General features: G+C 36.5%; 10 protein-coding genes. 5 read left to right on the top strand and 5 right to left on the bottom strand.

The annotated features are described in order from the left end of the window. Positions 1-187: 187 nt before the first annotated feature. A complete protein-coding gene (locus H4J38_RS08490; RefSeq protein WP_182131514.1) occupies positions 188-3,361 on the bottom strand; it encodes a TonB-dependent receptor in 3,174 nt (1,057 codons plus the stop codon). A gap of 687 nt (positions 3,362-4,048) precedes the next feature. Between H4J38_RS08490 and H4J38_RS08485 the strand changes: the two genes are divergently transcribed. The 3 genes from H4J38_RS08485 to H4J38_RS08475 all read left to right on the top strand — a co-directional run bounded on the left by H4J38_RS08485 (position 4,049) and on the right by H4J38_RS08475 (position 7,400). Continuing rightward, positions 4,049-4,681, top strand: a complete 633-nt coding sequence (locus tag H4J38_RS08485) for a TetR/AcrR family transcriptional regulator (RefSeq protein ID WP_182131365.1) — start codon at positions 4,049-4,051, stop codon at positions 4,679-4,681. An 8-nt stretch (positions 4,682-4,689) separates the two neighbouring features. Further along, positions 4,690-5,892, top strand: coding sequence for an endonuclease/exonuclease/phosphatase family protein (locus tag H4J38_RS08480; protein ID WP_310733458.1), 1,203 nt, complete (start codon positions 4,690-4,692; stop codon positions 5,890-5,892). A gap of 77 nt (positions 5,893-5,969) precedes the next feature. Continuing rightward, positions 5,970-7,400, top strand: coding sequence for an alkaline phosphatase (locus H4J38_RS08475; RefSeq protein ID WP_182131364.1), 1,431 nt, complete (start codon positions 5,970-5,972; stop codon positions 7,398-7,400). Positions 7,401-7,516: 116 nt separating this feature from the next. Here H4J38_RS08475 and H4J38_RS08470 read toward each other — a convergent pair whose 3' ends face one another. Further along, a complete protein-coding gene (locus H4J38_RS08470) occupies positions 7,517-8,695 on the bottom strand; it encodes a cystathionine beta-lyase (protein WP_182131363.1) in 1,179 nt (392 codons plus the stop codon). Between the two features lie 213 nt (positions 8,696-8,908). Next, positions 8,909-11,362, bottom strand: coding sequence for a DNA polymerase II (locus H4J38_RS08465; RefSeq protein WP_182131362.1), 2,454 nt, complete (start codon positions 11,360-11,362; stop codon positions 8,909-8,911). Positions 11,363-11,445: 83 nt separating this feature from the next. On the opposite strand from H4J38_RS08465, the gene dinG reads away from it, so the two are divergent. Next, complete coding sequence (dinG, locus tag H4J38_RS08460) at positions 11,446-13,560, top strand: ATP-dependent DNA helicase DinG (protein ID WP_182131361.1); 2,115 nt, start codon at positions 11,446-11,448, stop codon at positions 13,558-13,560. Between the two features lie 472 nt (positions 13,561-14,032). On the opposite strand, the gene H4J38_RS08455 is transcribed toward dinG, so the two are convergent. Beyond that, the gene (locus H4J38_RS08455; RefSeq protein WP_182131512.1) at positions 14,033-14,404 is read right to left on the bottom strand and encodes a VOC family protein; all 372 of its coding nucleotides are present in this window, start codon (positions 14,402-14,404) and stop codon (positions 14,033-14,035) included. A gap of 286 nt (positions 14,405-14,690) precedes the next feature. Between H4J38_RS08455 and H4J38_RS08450 the strand changes: the two genes are divergently transcribed. After that, a complete protein-coding gene (locus H4J38_RS08450) occupies positions 14,691-15,116 on the top strand; it encodes a DoxX family membrane protein (RefSeq protein WP_182131360.1) in 426 nt (141 codons plus the stop codon). Positions 15,117-15,400: 284 nt separating this feature from the next. On the opposite strand, the gene pdsO is transcribed toward H4J38_RS08450, so the two are convergent. Then, on the bottom strand, positions 15,401-16,273 hold the full coding sequence (pdsO, locus tag H4J38_RS08445) for a sortase-associated OmpA-like protein PdsO (protein WP_182131359.1): 873 nt from the start codon (positions 16,271-16,273) through the stop codon (positions 15,401-15,403). Between the last annotated feature and the right edge of the window lie 49 nt (positions 16,274-16,322).

The following is a 16,322-nucleotide window of genomic DNA, read 5'->3' as shown; positions in this document are numbered from 1 at the left end:
ACCATGTGGTCAAGTTATCATCTATCCTATTAAATCACTAATAGAAAAGCAACTTAAAAGTTTTAAACTGTGTGTAAATAAATCAAAGTATCGTCAAAATATGAACAAATAATTTAACATTAGAATTAAGTAAAAAAAAAGCCAACATCACTGTTGGCTTTTAAAACAAAGTATTAATTACTAGTTATTAAAACTTGTATTTAACACCTATACGAACTTCCCATAACGATTGCGTTAAGAACGTTGTCTCTTCTGCATTGGAAGGGATAAACTCATTAAAGTCATAAGTACCATCACTATTCAAATCAGCGTCAACTACGTTTTGCGCAGTAAAGTTACCGGTTTTCTTAACACCCCAGTCATCATTCAGCATGTTAGCAAGGTTTTTAATAACTAAATATGCACTTGCTTTATGGCCTTCATAGAAACCTGGTAATTGTTGATCAATTTTGAAATCTAAACGGGTGTGCCAAGAAGCATTATGTGAATTACGCTTAACCGTTTCACCACGCTTTAAACCTTCAGCATCAATAAACTGGTTAAACTCATCGTGATTAAAATCATCTGCAAAGTTTACATTTGGATCATCAATACCCGTTGGAACGTAAAGTAAATGTCTACGACTGCTAAATTCAGTTGCACCAACAGTCATACCATCAAACGCATAAGACATTGGTCTGCCCTGTGTGCGAGAGCCAAATAGAGTGAACGTTGTTCTATAGTTATCAACAAACTCTGTGGCATAACGTAAGTTAAATGTAAATCTATGCGGCGTTTCATAATTCGACGTAGCTAAACCAGGGTTTTGAGCATCTGTCGTTGCAAAACCGGTAAAGTTAGAAAATGATACGGCGCTAGTCATTGGTGAAACATCTTCAGATTTATTATAAGCATAACCAAATGAAGCATCTAAACCAAAATCAAACTCTTTCTTTACTGCAATAGAGATAGTTGTAGATTTACCATCTTCTTTTGCGTTAGTTAATATTAAGTCACTCTTACGGAAATTACGCTTAATGTCACTGCCATTATCACGTTGTCCGACAACAACATAGTCGTAAACCGCTCTACCATCGGCAGTTTCAGTTCGTCCAGCATTATCCCAACTTAACGCATTGATAATCGCACTGTCTTTTTTCTGAGAATATAGAATATCACCTTGGATAATATATTCACTTTCTGTAGTGTAAGTAAAACCTAAGTTATATTTCCACTCAGACGGAATATCAAAATCAGCATCGATTGCATTTACTGAAGGCTCATTCCCTAAAGATGGATCATTTGCAGTTACTTCATCAACTTGTTCTTGTAATGGGTTATATATTGGATTGCCAGCACCACTAAATAGGCCGTCAATTGGTGTACCATCAGGGTTTAATAACTGAAAGTCTCTACGATAGGTATCAATATTTGTAATACCATCGTTTGAATATGAATTAGATAGCCATACATTTGGATTACCACCAGAATAAAGACCAAAGCCACCACGAACTTCTAGGTTGTCTTCAACACGCCAGTTAAAACCAAAGCGAGGTTGTATTAAACTTTTACCGTCAAGTGTATGATCATTTCTCATATCATATCTTTCAGAAAAAATTTCGTTATATCTTGGCTTGTCATCACTGGTGTACCAATCATAACGTAAACCAAACACAATCGTTAAATCCACATCGTCAAATACGTATTCGTCTTGAATGTAAGCAGCATGTGTTGCATATTCAAAATTAGCTGCTGCATCATCAGGGTTATTTGTACCCGCCGAGTTGTTATAATAAATATCATCAGCCATACCAGATTCAAAATCATCTAATCCGTTGAAACGATATTCACCAACAGTATGTTGCATAAATAAATTAAATACGTTTAAGTTTTCAAACTCATAACCGCCAGAAATAGTATGGTTATCTAAATAATATGAACCTGAAAATTTAAGTGATTCACTTTCCCAGTTTAATGCATTAGATTGGCGAGAATCATCTGGACCTAAATATATACTGGCACCATTTATACGTTCAATTTGAACTTCACCAAAGCCACTATCAGCATCAAGCGACTGCTGACGGTTATCAAGTTTAATTCGGCCGACTCTTAACTCTGTTGAAAAGTTATCCGTCCAATCTGAATAAAGTGAACCAACAATAGAATTAAGTTTTGCACCAACTTCATAAAAATGATTGCTCAATGTTACAGTATTATTACGTTCATCTGATTGGTCTAAACGAAAACCATCATTATAATTATAAACTAGTGATGCACGATGCTCGTCATTAATGTTCCAGTCTAATTTAATTAGAACTTTCTCATCTTCTACCGGCATTGATGATGGAGTTCCACCAGCATCATAATTATATACATCGCGAGCAATTTGAATAGCACGATCTAATTCAGCTTGCGATATTTGGTTGCCTAATGCGTCATATTGAAACATTTGCGCGCCTTCAAGCTTTTCATAGGCACCAAAAAAGAATAACTTATCTTGAATTAAAGGAAAACCAACGTCAAAACCAAAGCGTTTTTCGGTATAGTTACCGGTATCAATATCTTCGCCTTCAATTTTATCACCACGAAGTGAATCACTTGAATAGTCATAAAATACGCTACCGTGTAATTCATTTGTACCAGATTTAGTTACGGCATTTATATTACAACCCGTAAAACCGCCAGCTTGAACACCAAATGGCGCTATTTCGACAGTAATTTGATCTAAAGAACTGAAAGAAAATGGCATACGAACAGTTGGATAACCATTATAATTTAAGCCAAAACTATCGTTCATACGAACGCCATCAACGGTTAAACTACTTGAGCGTGGATTACTACCAGCACAAATAATAGCTTCTTCACCATTGGCTTCGCCGATATTAATACGAGGGTCTACTCGAACTAAATCTTTGATATCTCTATCTGCGGATGCCGCGTTTTCAAGATCTTCTAAGTTAAAGTGAGTTGCTGGACTTGTAGAACCAAATTCGGCAGCCGTTAAGCTAGAACCTGTAACAGTAATAGTTTCTGTTGTATCAGTATCTAAAGCAAAGTTTAAATCAAGTGGTTCACCTAATTTCAAATAAACATCGTTTACGATTCTATTCTTAAATTTATTTGAATTAATTGTAATGGTATATGGGCCACCAACACGTAAACCTTGAGCACCAAACAAGCCGGAGTTGTTAACAACAACAGTACGAGTCGTTCCAGATGGAACATGGGTTAAGGTTACTGAAGTGCCAACTGCTGCGTTTCCTTGAGGACCAACAATTTCACCTTTAATTGAAGAAGATGTATTATTAGCAAACGCTGCTGTTGACAATCCTAGCGCAAGTACAACTGCGCCAGTAATGAGTGAGAGACGATGAGTTTTCATCATATTATTCCTTGATATAAGTTAAATTTTTGTTTTGTAATATGTTTAATGTAAGTTTCACTTGGCTAATTATTAATCTACTTATTATTTTATAAGCTTATTCAAACGAAATTAAAACAGAGTTTTCTTACATTTTCATTACAAACTTTTACAACTAATTTTCTAATAATTTACGTTTCTTTATTTTAAGAATCAAAAAAACAGAGTTCAATCATTTAAAGGTATTAATAACAACAACCTAGCTTTAAATTTAAAACGCATGCAAAAAACACTTATAACGATATAGTTGCAAAAACAATTTAACTATAGCAAAAAATCATAAAAACAAACCATTTGGTCAAGATAAAATAAAGTATGATTTTAAGTAAGTTTATAAAGGCCTGTATTAATTTATATAAATTAACCACAAGTGAAATTTATTTAAAATATACCAAATAATTATTATTTAATTATACAAAACGTATTAAAACAGTGCCTTAACAATACATTTAAATTAAACTAGCTAATTTTTTACGATTAAACACTGATTAATCGATATAAATACCACATTAAATTTGTAAAATTGCTGACAATGCTAATATTTAAAATTATTTTTTTTATCAGCATAGAATAAGCTAAAAAATGTAATATTAAGCTAATAAAATAGCCTTAATAAATATTAAAAACATCAATGGAAAGGTTATTCACGTGAGCAACAATACTAGCAATGAAAAGCAAGGAAGTATTAGGTCCCGAAGTGAAGCTGTTATTTTAGCAGCGGCCCAAAAAGAGTTTATTCTACAAGGCTTTAAAGGTGCTACCGTTCAGTCTATTGCTGATAGTGCAGGTTTACCTAAAGCAAACGTATTGTATTATTTCAAGAATAAAGAAAATATCTATCATGCGGTATTGCAGTTAACGCTAGATACTTGGGATCAAGGCATTGGTGAACTCGATATTAACGACGGTCCTGTCGTTGCAATTGAAAAGTTTATTGCTTCGAAAGTAAAAATGTCTTTTGAACATCCACAGGCGTCTAAAATTTACGCCATGGAAATCATACAAGGTGCTTTGCACTTAAAAGACTTTGCTCGCACGTATTTACGCCAGTGGGTTAGGGAAAAAGCTAAAGTATTTCAAGTGTGGATCGACAGCGGTGAAATGAAAAATGTTGACCCCGTAAAACTCATTTTTTTAATTTGGTCTTCTACTCAACATTATGCAGATTTTGAGCAACAAATATTAACCATTATGAATCGTGCCGATTACGAAGAAGATGATATTACCGAAGTAACCGAGTTTTTAACTGATTTTATATTACGTGGTTGCGGTTTAAAGTAGGAATTTATATGAGAGTGTTAACAAGTTTATTAGCAACTATGTTGTTAGTATATTCGGGTATAGCTATGTCAGAAACATCAAATAATTCACCGTCAAGTTTACGTATAGCCACCTTCAATGTCAGCATGGAGGCCCTGAACTATTTACCATCAAAATTAGGTAAAGAGCGTAAGCCCACAGGTAAAGAATTAGCGACAGCATTAGCAAATGATCATCAGCAGATCAAAAATATTGCTGAGATTATTCAACGAGTAAACCCTGATATTATTTTATTGAATGAATTTGATGGCAATGATCCTACACATCAATCATTAAAACGCTTTTTAGCACAATATTTGACAAAAAGTCAGCAAGGTAATGCTGCTGTTGATTACCCCTATTTTTATCAAGGACCCGTTAATACCGGTGTTGCTACTGGTTATGATTTCAATAACGATAATAAAGTAGGTGAGTTACCTAACGATGCTTACGGTTATGGACTTTTTTCAGGGCATTTCGCCATGGCATTGTTATCTAAACACCCTATTGTTGAAGATAAAATTAGAACATTTCAGCTATTTAAATGGCGTGATATGCCCGATGCTTTAATACCAGTAAATCCTGAATCAAAAATACCTTGGTATAATGAACAAGCATGGAATAATTTCAGACTGTCGTCTAAATCTCACTGGGATATACCACTTAATGTAAATGGTAATGAATTGCATATTTTGGCTAGCCATCCCACCCCGCCGGTATTTGACGGCCCCGAAGACAGAAACGGTAAACGAAACTTTGATGAAATACGGTTTTGGAGTGATTATCTAACCCCAAGTGCTGCCAGTTATATTTATGATGACAATAAGAATTTTGGTGGTTTAGCTCAAGATAAAGCTTTTGTTATATTAGGGGATTTAAATGCTGATGCTGTAGATGGTAATGCTATAAAATCTGGCATTCATCGCTTAATAAATCACCCTCGTGTTATTGATCCTAAACCTATTAGCGAAGGTGGACAGTTACACCGAAAGGATAATCCAAATGCTAAATATCATACGGCATTTTGGGGCATGCGAGCCGATTATGTTTTGCCGGCAAAAGCGCAACTCAACGTACTAAACTCAGGTATATTTTGGCCAAAAGAAAGCGAAGCAGAATTTCGTTTAATTAAAGACCGTGCCGCTTCGTCAGATCACCGACTCGTATGGGTTGATGTGACGTTTAAAAAATAATGTATCAGAACAAATAACCACTTAATATAAACATAATTAAGTGGCTATATTTACCTATAAAGTTAGCGGATATAAATATGAAAAAGTTCATTCCAACCTTATTAACCAGTCTTTTGATAATATCTTGTAGCCAGCTCCAAGCGACTAACCATATTCCGGTACACACTAGTGCTGATAACACACCAAAAAATATTATTATGGTTGTTGGTGACGGTATGGGCCCAGCCTATACTTCTGCTTATCGGTATTATAATGACGATCCAAAAACACCAGAAATTGAAAAAACTGTTTTTGATCGTAATTTTAAAGGTACAAGTAGCACCTACCCAGCCCCTGAGTCAGGTTATATTACTGACTCTGCGGCGAGCGCTACTGCCTTATCTACGGGCGTTAAAACCTATAATAATGCTATCGGTTTAGATATCAACAGACAGCCCATTGAAACTGTTTTAGAGTATGCTAAACAAAAGGGTAAAAAAACCGGTGTTGTGGTTACCGTTCAGATAAATCACGCTACACCTGCTTCTTATTTGGCACATAATGTCCATCGCTATAACTACAACGCTATCGCCGACAGTTATATTGATGATGGGATAAAAGCGGACTTATATTTTGGTGGTGGCTGGGAATATTTTATCCGTAAAGATAGAAACCTTGTCAATGAATTTATTGAGTCTGGCTTTCACTATATTGATAAATATAGTGAAATAAACACTATTCCTAAAAATAAACCGGTATTAGGTTTATTTGATAAAACCAATTTACCCTGGGCATTAGATGACACGAACAAGCATCGTTTATTACTGATGACGCAAGCGGCAACAAAACAATTAGAAAACAAAGATGGTTTTTTTCTGTTAGTTGAAGGTAGTCAAATTGATTATGGTGGGCATGCTAGGGATATTGCTGCAGCCATGGCGGAAATGGACGATTTAGCAAAAACTATTGAATACCTTGAGACCTATGTTGCAGAAAATCCAGATACTTTAGTGGTGATCACCGCCGACCATAGTACTGGAGGGTTAACTATTGGTAAAAAAACTGAACGTTCAGATCCTAACATTAATAGTAAGTATCTATGGAAACCTGAGTTTTTAAGAACCATGACCATGTCACCAAAAACAATAGCGCTGAAATTTACTGACGAGGAGTTAACCTTGGCACAGGTTAATGAGTTACTGTCATTCGAAATATCGACTCTGGATTTAAATAATTTACAGCAAGCTAAACTTATTGACCAAGATATCGTAAAGCAATTTAATTTATTATCTGCTGCCGATAAAAAAGGCAAAAGAACACCTAAAAATCATCAATCAGTACTTAACGTTATTACGAAAATAATTGATATGAAAACAAATACTGGTTGGGGTTCTATAAGCCCATCGGGCACGCATACTGGTATTGATGTACCGGTATTTGCTTTTGGTAAAGGCAGTGAAATGTTTAACGGCTTTCAAGACAATACCGATATAGGCAAGAAAATTTTCACCTTGTTAGGTAAAGATTAAAACTGTTTATACATAAAGTTTAACTAAAATTTTACTTAAATAAACACAAAAAAACGCCGAGTAACCTACTCGGCGTTTTGCATCTATTGGCTTTAAAAGAAAACTAAACGTTTAACCTACGGCGTTAATGCGGCATTAAAACGCGAAAAGCCTTGTTCCAAATCGTCAATTAAATCATCAACATTTTCCAAACCAACATGTAAACGAATTAACGGAAATTTATACTGCCAAGTTGTGGCAGTACGCATATTGTTAACGTTTGAAATACCCAAAATAAGACTTTCAAAGCCACCCCACGAATAACCCATCTTAAAATGCTCCAAGCCATCTAAAAATGCGGTTAATGCTGCTTGGTTGCCTTTATTTAATACAAAAGAAAATAAACCATTTGAGCCAGTAAAATCACGTTTAAATTCTTCATGACCAGGGCAAGAAGGTAATGCCGGGTGTAAAATGGTTTCTACCTCTGGGCGTGATGACAACCAATCGGCAATTTTCAGTGCACTGGCTTGATGCTGCTGTAAACGCACATTTAATGTTCTAATACCGCGCATGGCAAGGTATAAATCATCAGGCGAAGTACATTGCCCCATAATATAGCTGCTTTCACGTAATTGTGGCCAATGCTCAGTATTTGCCGTTGCCGTACCGAGCATCACATCTGAGTGGCCAACAATGTATTTTGTTGCGGCTTGAATTGAAACATCAACACCGTAATCAAAGGGTTGAAAGTTTACTCCCGCAGACCAAGTGTTATCTAACATCACGATACAATCGTGGCGGTGTGCCACTTCTGCAATGGCAGGTACGTCTTGTACTTCCATGGTAATAGAACCGGGAGATTCAAGAAAAACAATGCGAGTATTGCTTTTAATTAATGACTCAATACCTTTACCAATGAGTGGATCATAATAGGTGATTTCAATACCCAATTTGGCCAATATTTTATCGCAATAATCGCGCGTTGGTTCGTAAGCCGTATCAACCATGAGTATATGATCACCAGTTTTAACAAACGCCAAAATAGCATTAGTAATCGCGGCAGTACCCGAGGGATATATTGCACAGCCTGCACCGCCTTCTAAGTCGGTCATAGCATCACTAAAAGCAAATGACGTTGATGTACCGCGCCTACCATAAAACAAAACCTGATTAGTTTTATTTGCTGTCGCATGTTTCATTTCTTTAACAGAATTAAAAACTACCGTAGAAGCACGTTCTACTGGCGGATTAACTACACCACGTGTCCATTGGCTTTTGCGGCCAGCATTAATGAGTTTTGTTTCTTTTTTCATGTCTAGGTTACATTCCTGGATTAAACAATTATTTAGGCATCGCTCGATAAAAACAACTATAGCTATCTAGCCATCTATAATATTTATATCGTGAATCAAGCAAAGAAGCACGGTTTATTTTGTCATAACATAGTAGTCATCAGTATTAAGCGCATTGATAGCCTTTCTTTTCTTCACAATTAATAACACAGGAGAAGTATTCAGCTATCGGTATTAACGCTCAAACAAATTCATTTGGCTATTTGTTATCTCGTCAAAACTGGTATTAATAAAAGGTAAAATAGCATCGGCTACCGACAATAATTGTCGGTCAATGTAAAATTGATAGTCTAAGGCTGCACTCTGACAGCCTCTGGCTTGGGGGCCATTGGTGGTCATCACATATTCAATCCAACCTTTATTTTGATACTTAAGCGGTTTTCCCTGTTGCTGATATATTTCATCAGCTAGCCTAGCAGCTCGCACATGTGGCGGTACATTCTTGACATAAAGCTCGAGTTTTCTACGTAATCGCTTGCGATAATAGAGTAAATCATCGTGCTTACCCGCTAAAGTATTAGCGACCATTTCTTTTATGTAATCTGCGACAGGTTCGTCATTAAAAACTTTCATATACAAGGTGCGTTGAAATTGTTTTGCCAATTCAGTCCAATCAGTACGCACACTTTCCAAACCTTTAAAAATTAACTCTTGTTCATCACCATTTTGCACTAAGCCTGCGTAGCGCTTTTTTGTACCTATGTCTTGACCACGAATGGTTGGCATTAAAAATTTACTAAAATGAGTTTCAAATTCAATATCAAGCTCACTAACAATATTGAATTGTTCTTTGAGTAATTTTTGCCACTTCTGATTAATATAATCTTGTAAGGTTTTACCAAGTGCCCTGCTATTTTCTGCACTTTGATCATCACCGGCATGAACAAATATCGAATCGGTATCACCATAAATAACTTGATAACCTTTCGCTTCAATCCAAGCTTTTGTGGTTTTTAGTATGCTGTGGCTGCGTTTAGTAATAGAGCCTGATAAACGGGGATCAAAGAATCGACAGCCTGTTGAGCCTAAAACACCATAAAATGAATTCATGATAATTTTTATTGCTTGCGATAAGGCTGCATTCTTATCTTTTTTCGCGATATCACGCTCTTTCCAAAGCTCAGTTATTATGCCAGGTAAAAAATGTTGTTCTCTTGAGAAATAAGCACCATCAAAGCCCTCTATCGCTTTTTCTGGTGACTTTAAACCTTCAATCAAGCCCATAGGGTCAATATTAAAACTGCGGATAATACTGGGGTATAGGCTTTTAAAATCTAACACCAACACATTTTGATAAAGCCCAGGGGTAGAGTCCATCACAAAGCCGCCCGGAGATTCAAAACCTTGATCGCCATCACCCATGTTAGGCGCAACATAACCACTGCGATGTAACTTTGGTAGATATAAATTAGTAAAAGCGGCTACTGAGCCACCGAATCTATCAATGGACAAACCAGTTAACTGTGCCCTAAGCATGGCAAATTCTAATAACTGAGTATGCTTAAAAATTAACCGCACTAAGCGACAATCCTCTAAATTATAAATCGCCAATGCGGTTTTATTGTGATGAAAGTTATCGGTTATTTCTTGTAGTCGGTTATCAACGTCATCAACTTTTTTACCAATACCTAATAGCGTATTAGCAACATTATCGAGTGAAAAACTAGGAAAGTTATAAGTTGCCGTTTTTAATAAGTCGATACCATCTAGCACCACCCGGCCATTAATTTCAATAAATTGTTGATCACTGGCTTGATTTTTTCGCCAATAAGGCACTTTTCCGTCTCGACCAATCGCAAACTTAAGCCCATGTAAGTTATAACGCTTTTGTAATAAGTCAAAATCAAAGTTGATCACGTTCCAGCCGATAATAATATCGGGATCATGCTGAGTAAACCATGCTAATAAACTTACGAGTAATTGTCGTTCATCGGCTTGCCATATAATATCAATATCGCTTTGGGTAACTTGTTCACGGGCTATTTCTTGTTCATTGGCAATCATTAATACTTGCTGACACTGCTCGCTATATAAGCCGATGGAATATAACTCACCTGACATTGAACATTCTATATCAAGCGATACGGTCGAGAGTTCAATATCAGTTTGCTGTGCTTTATCAATACGTTTACATTTAACCTGCTCAAAGCGCCGATAATGTTGGTTATCGGCTAAGTTCAAATTAACTTCTTTACCACCAAAAGTGATATCAGCGGTAATAAATCGCTCCATTAAAAAACGATCATCCGGTCGAATATCGTCTTCGTAGCACTTAATACCTTGTTGCTTTAACGCCTCACGCGCTTGATAAAAACCTCGTAAGGTTAGAAAATATACAGCGGCAACCGCTGCTTGATTAAATGCCTTCAACGCTACCGGCTTTATTTCGTCAACAGCAATGCCTTGTTTAGCTAAAACACTTCTTGCATGGTTAACGTCACTCACTTCAACAAAAAAAACGGCCCGTTCGTTATCAATAATCAATTGCACCACAGCTTGTGGCATTTTCAGCCATAAGGTAATTTCAATATGATTATTGCGATCACTAGCGCTTCGCGTCAAAAGAAAGCCGCTTGTAGCATCTGGTAATTGTGCTAGTTCAGGAATTTGATCAGGAGAAAGTTGCATTAAGTGTTCTAATTCTTCATAACAAACTGTTAATATATACAGCAGTGTAAATCATCTATTGTCGATAGGAAACTACAGCCGCGATGTTAAGCGATAAAATTAAACAAGTTATTAGAACTTCCTATAAAAGCATAGGTGAAAACCTAACCAATTTTAATCCCCGTAAACAGCAAACCTTTTTAATTGCTGAAATTGCCAAAACACTGGCGGGTGATTACGACAAAGTACGTAAAATAATTACCATTGAAGCCGGCACAGGCACGGGTAAATCTTTAGCTTATGCACTGGGCTCCATTCCATTAGCATTAAGTCGTAACAAAAAAGTTTGTATTGCCACGGCAACCGTAGCGCTACAAGAACAACTGGTTGATAAAGATCTACCCTTTCTTAAAAAACACAGTGGTTTAGACTTTAACTTTACCTTAGCAAAAGGGCGACAACGTTATGTTTGTCGACAGAAGCTTGCTCAAGCCGTTGCTAACGATGATAGCCCGCAAGCAGGTTTTACCTTTGCAGAAAAACCACAAGCGAGCGATATTCGCACCTTAAACAAAATGCACAAAGCGCTCAATGATAACACTTGGCCTGGTGATATTGACGCATGGCCTGAGCCTGTAAATCATAGCATTTGGCAACAAATTCAAGCCGACAAACACAGTTGCTTAAAGCATTTATCAGACCATAGCCATTGCCCTTTTCATAAAGCTAGAGAGACCATGGATGCCGCTGATGTTTTAGTGGTAAACCACAGTTTACTGCTGGCTGATTTGGAACTAGGCGGCGGTAAAATATTACCCCCCCCAGAAGACACTTTTTACATTATTGATGAAGCTCATCACCTACCAAAAGTAACGCGTGACCATTCAAGTGCTAACTTAACCATTAAGGGAGCCATTGACTGGCTTAGCAAGTTACAAGAAACCGGTGATAAAATAGCAAAGTTGGTAAAATCAAACAGCGCCATCTCACCATCAATAAAAATGGCCGACGATTGCCAAGATATTTTAGCTGACATGCAAAAAGTGCTAAGTTTTATCGATAATAATCGCAGTATTTATTTCCATCAATCTCCGTCAAACAGCTCACTTAAACAAAGCCAAAACCAAGCGTTACAGTACCGTTTTGAGAATGGTATTATTCCGCAAGCATTAAAGAATTGGGCGGAAGATTTAACCGACAGCTCTAAGAAGTGTTTAGCGCATTTAAACAAGCTTTATAACTTGTTAATGGAATCAGTAAAAGATGGCGATACCCAAATGTATTTAGCTGAGCCGTTATTAGCTGAGTCCGGTTTTATGATCCAACGCTTAGAAAATTTTAATGCCTTATGGCAAATGTATGCCAAAACCGATAACGATAAAGGCGCGCCAATGGCACGTTGGTTAGAGCAAATTGAGGGCAAACGCAGTGACTATTTAATTAGTGGGTCACCTATCGAAGTTGGTTTCACCTTAGAAAATATGCTTTGGTCTAAATGTGAAGGCGCAGTGTTGTGCTCTGCCACTATTTTAGCATTGAACTCGTTCGACCATTTTCGCCGACAATCGGGACTAAGAACCGATGATGGCAGCCAATACCAAAAAGTTGATTCGCCCTTTGACTATCAAAACAACGCGCAGCTTATTGTACCTAACATGGAATATGAGCCAAGTGCTGACCTATTCACTGATGAACTTATTGCTAAACTGCCTGAACAAATTAAACGTGGTAAAGCGACATTGGTATTGTTTTCTTCGTATTGGCAAATGGATAAGGTTGTTACTGCGCTGCGAGAACAAACTAAGCTCAGCATTTTGGTACAAGGCGAGATGTCTCGACAAAAAATTATTGAAACTCATAAAGCGCTTTGTGATAAACAACAAGAAAGTATTATTTTTGGTACGCAAAGTTTTTCTGAAGGTTTAGATTTACCCGGAGATTATCTCACCAATGTTATTATCACCAAATTACCGTTTTCGGTGCCATCATCACCAATAGAAGAGGCACAAGCAGAGTATATTACGGCTAAAGGCGGCAATCCGTTTATGTCGATTTCCGTACCTGAAACCTCAAAAAAACTGATTCAAGCCACCGGAAGATTACTCAGAAACGAAAAAGATTATGGTGTCATTGTACTAATGGATCGACGTGTGATTAATAAGCGTTACGGCAAAGACTTGCTAAACTCATTACCGCCGTTTAAGCGCATCATTGAATAGAAGCTTTATTTTGATGTCGCTGCAGGGCAAGCCAACATATTAATTTATGTGCAACCATAATTTGTAGTACCTCAAAGTGTCAGACGACTTTGAATTTATAGGTTTACATTAAACCTGACCGAAGCAAAACCACCATTTTGGTCATTAAGGTAGTTTAATTTAAGGGCTATATGCACCAAACAATCTTAGATATTAAAAAGCCATCAATTAATGATGGCAATAGAAAGAATATAGATTTTCAATGTAATTGTTTCGTAAGTGACTTTTCACTTTAGTTGTTTTACAGATAACAGACATTTAATTTTTCATATACTTATATCAACTCTGTACACCCAGAGGCAGGATAAAAGGCTGCTTTAGGGCTCATATTTACTGTTATAAAATAGCATGTGAATGTTTGAAATTAGCTTATTACCGCTTGTGATGTTTAGTTATATTTTATGCTTACTTGTCTAGGATCTAATAGTGCGCTTTAGCGATGTTGATCAATAAGAATGGCATTGCCATCAGGGTCGACAAAAGAAAAGCTCGCTGGTCCTTGGTCACCTTCAATATTTTTATCGGTAATTTCAATTCCTTGCTGTTCAATCTCATACAGCAACTTCCTAACATCAGTAAAGTCTTCTAGACCTTGGGCACTTTGATCCCATCCGGGATTAAAGGTTAATATGTTTCCTTCAAACATGCCTTGAAAAAGTCCTATATTGGTTGCCCCGTTTTTCATAATTAAAAAACGTTGAGACATTTCACCAGCAAAAACACTAAAACCTAGCTTTTGATAGAAATCTCGAGAAGCTTTTAGGTCTTTCACTGCTAAACTTATTGAAAAACAATCTAATTTCATCATTAAATCCTTAAATGTAAACGTGCATATCGCATGTATTTAATACTTACTTCATTGGAAAATATTATCGCCATTAAAAAGTACCTTATAAAAGCGGCAACAGCTTGGCTTTGTTTCTATTGCCCTTATTACTTTTAAACAATAGCTCAAAGAACTAAAAGGCGACTGTTATCTTCAGGCTTTAAAGTGCTTTAAGTAATTAAAATAACCAAATGCTGAAATTTAACCTTAATTACTCGGTCTTTTAGAGCTGTTATCAACACTTTTATTTAATTGAGGAATTTATATGTCGACAGATACGACCCTAGCTAACAAAAACCTACAGAGCAACTTACAATGGTCATTATTACTTTTACGTGTAGGTGTGTTTATCGTCATGTTTGTCTGGACGTTAGATAAGTTTGTTAACCCTGCCCATAGTATTAAAATTTTCGAACATTTTTATAAAATCAGTGGCTTTAATGACATCGTTGCTTATAGCTTAGGCGCATTACAATTAGTATTAGTATTGGCGTTCTTATTCGGCATTAAAAAACGTTTTACTTACGGTTTAATTTTCCTGATGCATGCGGGTTCTACATTCTCAGCCTACGCGCAGTATTATGATGCGTTTAATAATCTATTATTTTTTGCCGCTTGGCCTATGTTGGCGGCTTGTGCAGCGCTATATTTACTTCGTGATGCTGATACCAAGTTTACTTTAGGAAAATAACCTTTTCCTAAAGATGTGAGCCTAATAAAGCTTGTCTGATAATGTAAGCGGAATAAAGTATGTCTACTGACGTGTATCAACACGCATTTATTTATAGCCCGCCTCATTCAGTAAACGATAGCTAATAAATAAGCCAAGGTGTTATACCTTGGCTTTGTTCTTTTAACCTTCGTTTATCATTTTTATTAAAAGTTAGTGGTTAGGATTGGCTAACGTTTAATTTTACACCTCCTATTAATGACTTTAGACCAAATATTTATCAACTGACCTCCCGTTTTACAAGGTTAATAGTTCTTAGCAGTTTGCGAATTCTCTTGGCTAGCCGCATCATTTGCTAAAGCGGTATTTTTTAGCTTTATAACCACTCTTCTATCATAGAAGCTCACTTCTTTATCTACTGATGCTACTACAGGTTGCTGCTCGCCAAAGGCAAATAAACTAATCCGGTCAGCTTTTACACCTAGGTCAATAAGGGCATTTTTAACCGCATTAATACGTGCTAATGAAATGGCTTGGTTTAACTCATCACTACCTTGCTTGTCGGTATATCCAGAAAGATCTAAGGTCAAATTAGGTGATTGTTGAACAATGCGCGCTAAGCTCGCTATTTGCTCTTGATAGTGCGATTTTATTTCACTTGAACCAGTAGAAAACTGCAAACTCATTAATAAATTTTGCGCTTGTAATTGACTTGCCGCTTGATAGTTTTGCTCTAACGCTAATAACTCCATTTGATAGCCTTGCTCAGCTTGCGCAATTTGTTTTTGATAACGAGCCAGCGATGTTTCAGTACTCTGTTTTTCTTTTTTATAGGCAATTGATAGTTTATCAATTTCGTCGGTAGCATTAATGTTTTTAGCAATCAAATTACCTGCTACACCAGTTATAAAGGCACCAATAGGCCCGCCTAAAATTGCACCAATGACCATGCCTGTACCAAAACCAATTTCTTCCTTCAATTGCGCTGAGTTTTCCTGTTCTACTTGCTCTTGTACTATTTTTTCATAAGAACTGGCAAATACTGGACTTACCGTTAATGCAGAAATTAAAGCAACATTAATCAATGTTCTTGCAATACCTGATTCTGTTACTTGAATGCTATTTACGTTATTTGCTTTTGGTGTAGTTAAGTGTGCTTTAGTTAATTGGTTTTTCATATCAGTGTCTCTCATCGATGGTGTGATAAATAAATAGTTGCTAACTAAT

Origin of the sequence: Colwellia sp. BRX10-3 (genome assembly GCF_014077505.1) — a bacterium.
GTDB lineage: Bacteria > Pseudomonadota > Gammaproteobacteria > Enterobacterales > Alteromonadaceae > Cognaticolwellia.
Note: the sequence above shows the minus strand (reverse complement) of the source record. Positions and strands in the feature narration are given on the sequence as shown.

Excerpts from the sequence above, each read along its gene's own strand:
- H4J38_RS08490 (WP_182131514.1), bottom strand. The coding sequence starts at position 3,361 with ATGAAAACTCATCGTCTCTCACTCATTACTGGCGCAGTTGTACTTGCG.
- H4J38_RS08480 (WP_310733458.1), top strand. The coding sequence starts at position 4,690 with ATGAGAGTGTTAACAAGTTTATTAGCAACTATGTTGTTAGTATATTCG.
- H4J38_RS08475 (WP_182131364.1), top strand. The coding sequence starts at position 5,970 with ATGAAAAAGTTCATTCCAACCTTATTAACCAGTCTTTTGATAATATCT.
- H4J38_RS08470 (WP_182131363.1), bottom strand. The coding sequence starts at position 8,695 with ATGAAAAAAGAAACAAAACTCATTAATGCTGGCCGCAAAAGCCAATGG.
- H4J38_RS08465 (WP_182131362.1), bottom strand. The coding sequence starts at position 11,362 with ATGCAACTTTCTCCTGATCAAATTCCTGAACTAGCACAATTACCAGAT.
- dinG (WP_182131361.1), top strand. The coding sequence starts at position 11,446 with ATGTTAAGCGATAAAATTAAACAAGTTATTAGAACTTCCTATAAAAGC.
- H4J38_RS08455 (WP_182131512.1), bottom strand. The coding sequence starts at position 14,404 with ATGAAATTAGATTGTTTTTCAATAAGTTTAGCAGTGAAAGACCTAAAA.
- H4J38_RS08450 (WP_182131360.1), top strand. The coding sequence starts at position 14,691 with ATGTCGACAGATACGACCCTAGCTAACAAAAACCTACAGAGCAACTTA.
- pdsO (WP_182131359.1), bottom strand. The coding sequence starts at position 16,273 with ATGAAAAACCAATTAACTAAAGCACACTTAACTACACCAAAAGCAAAT.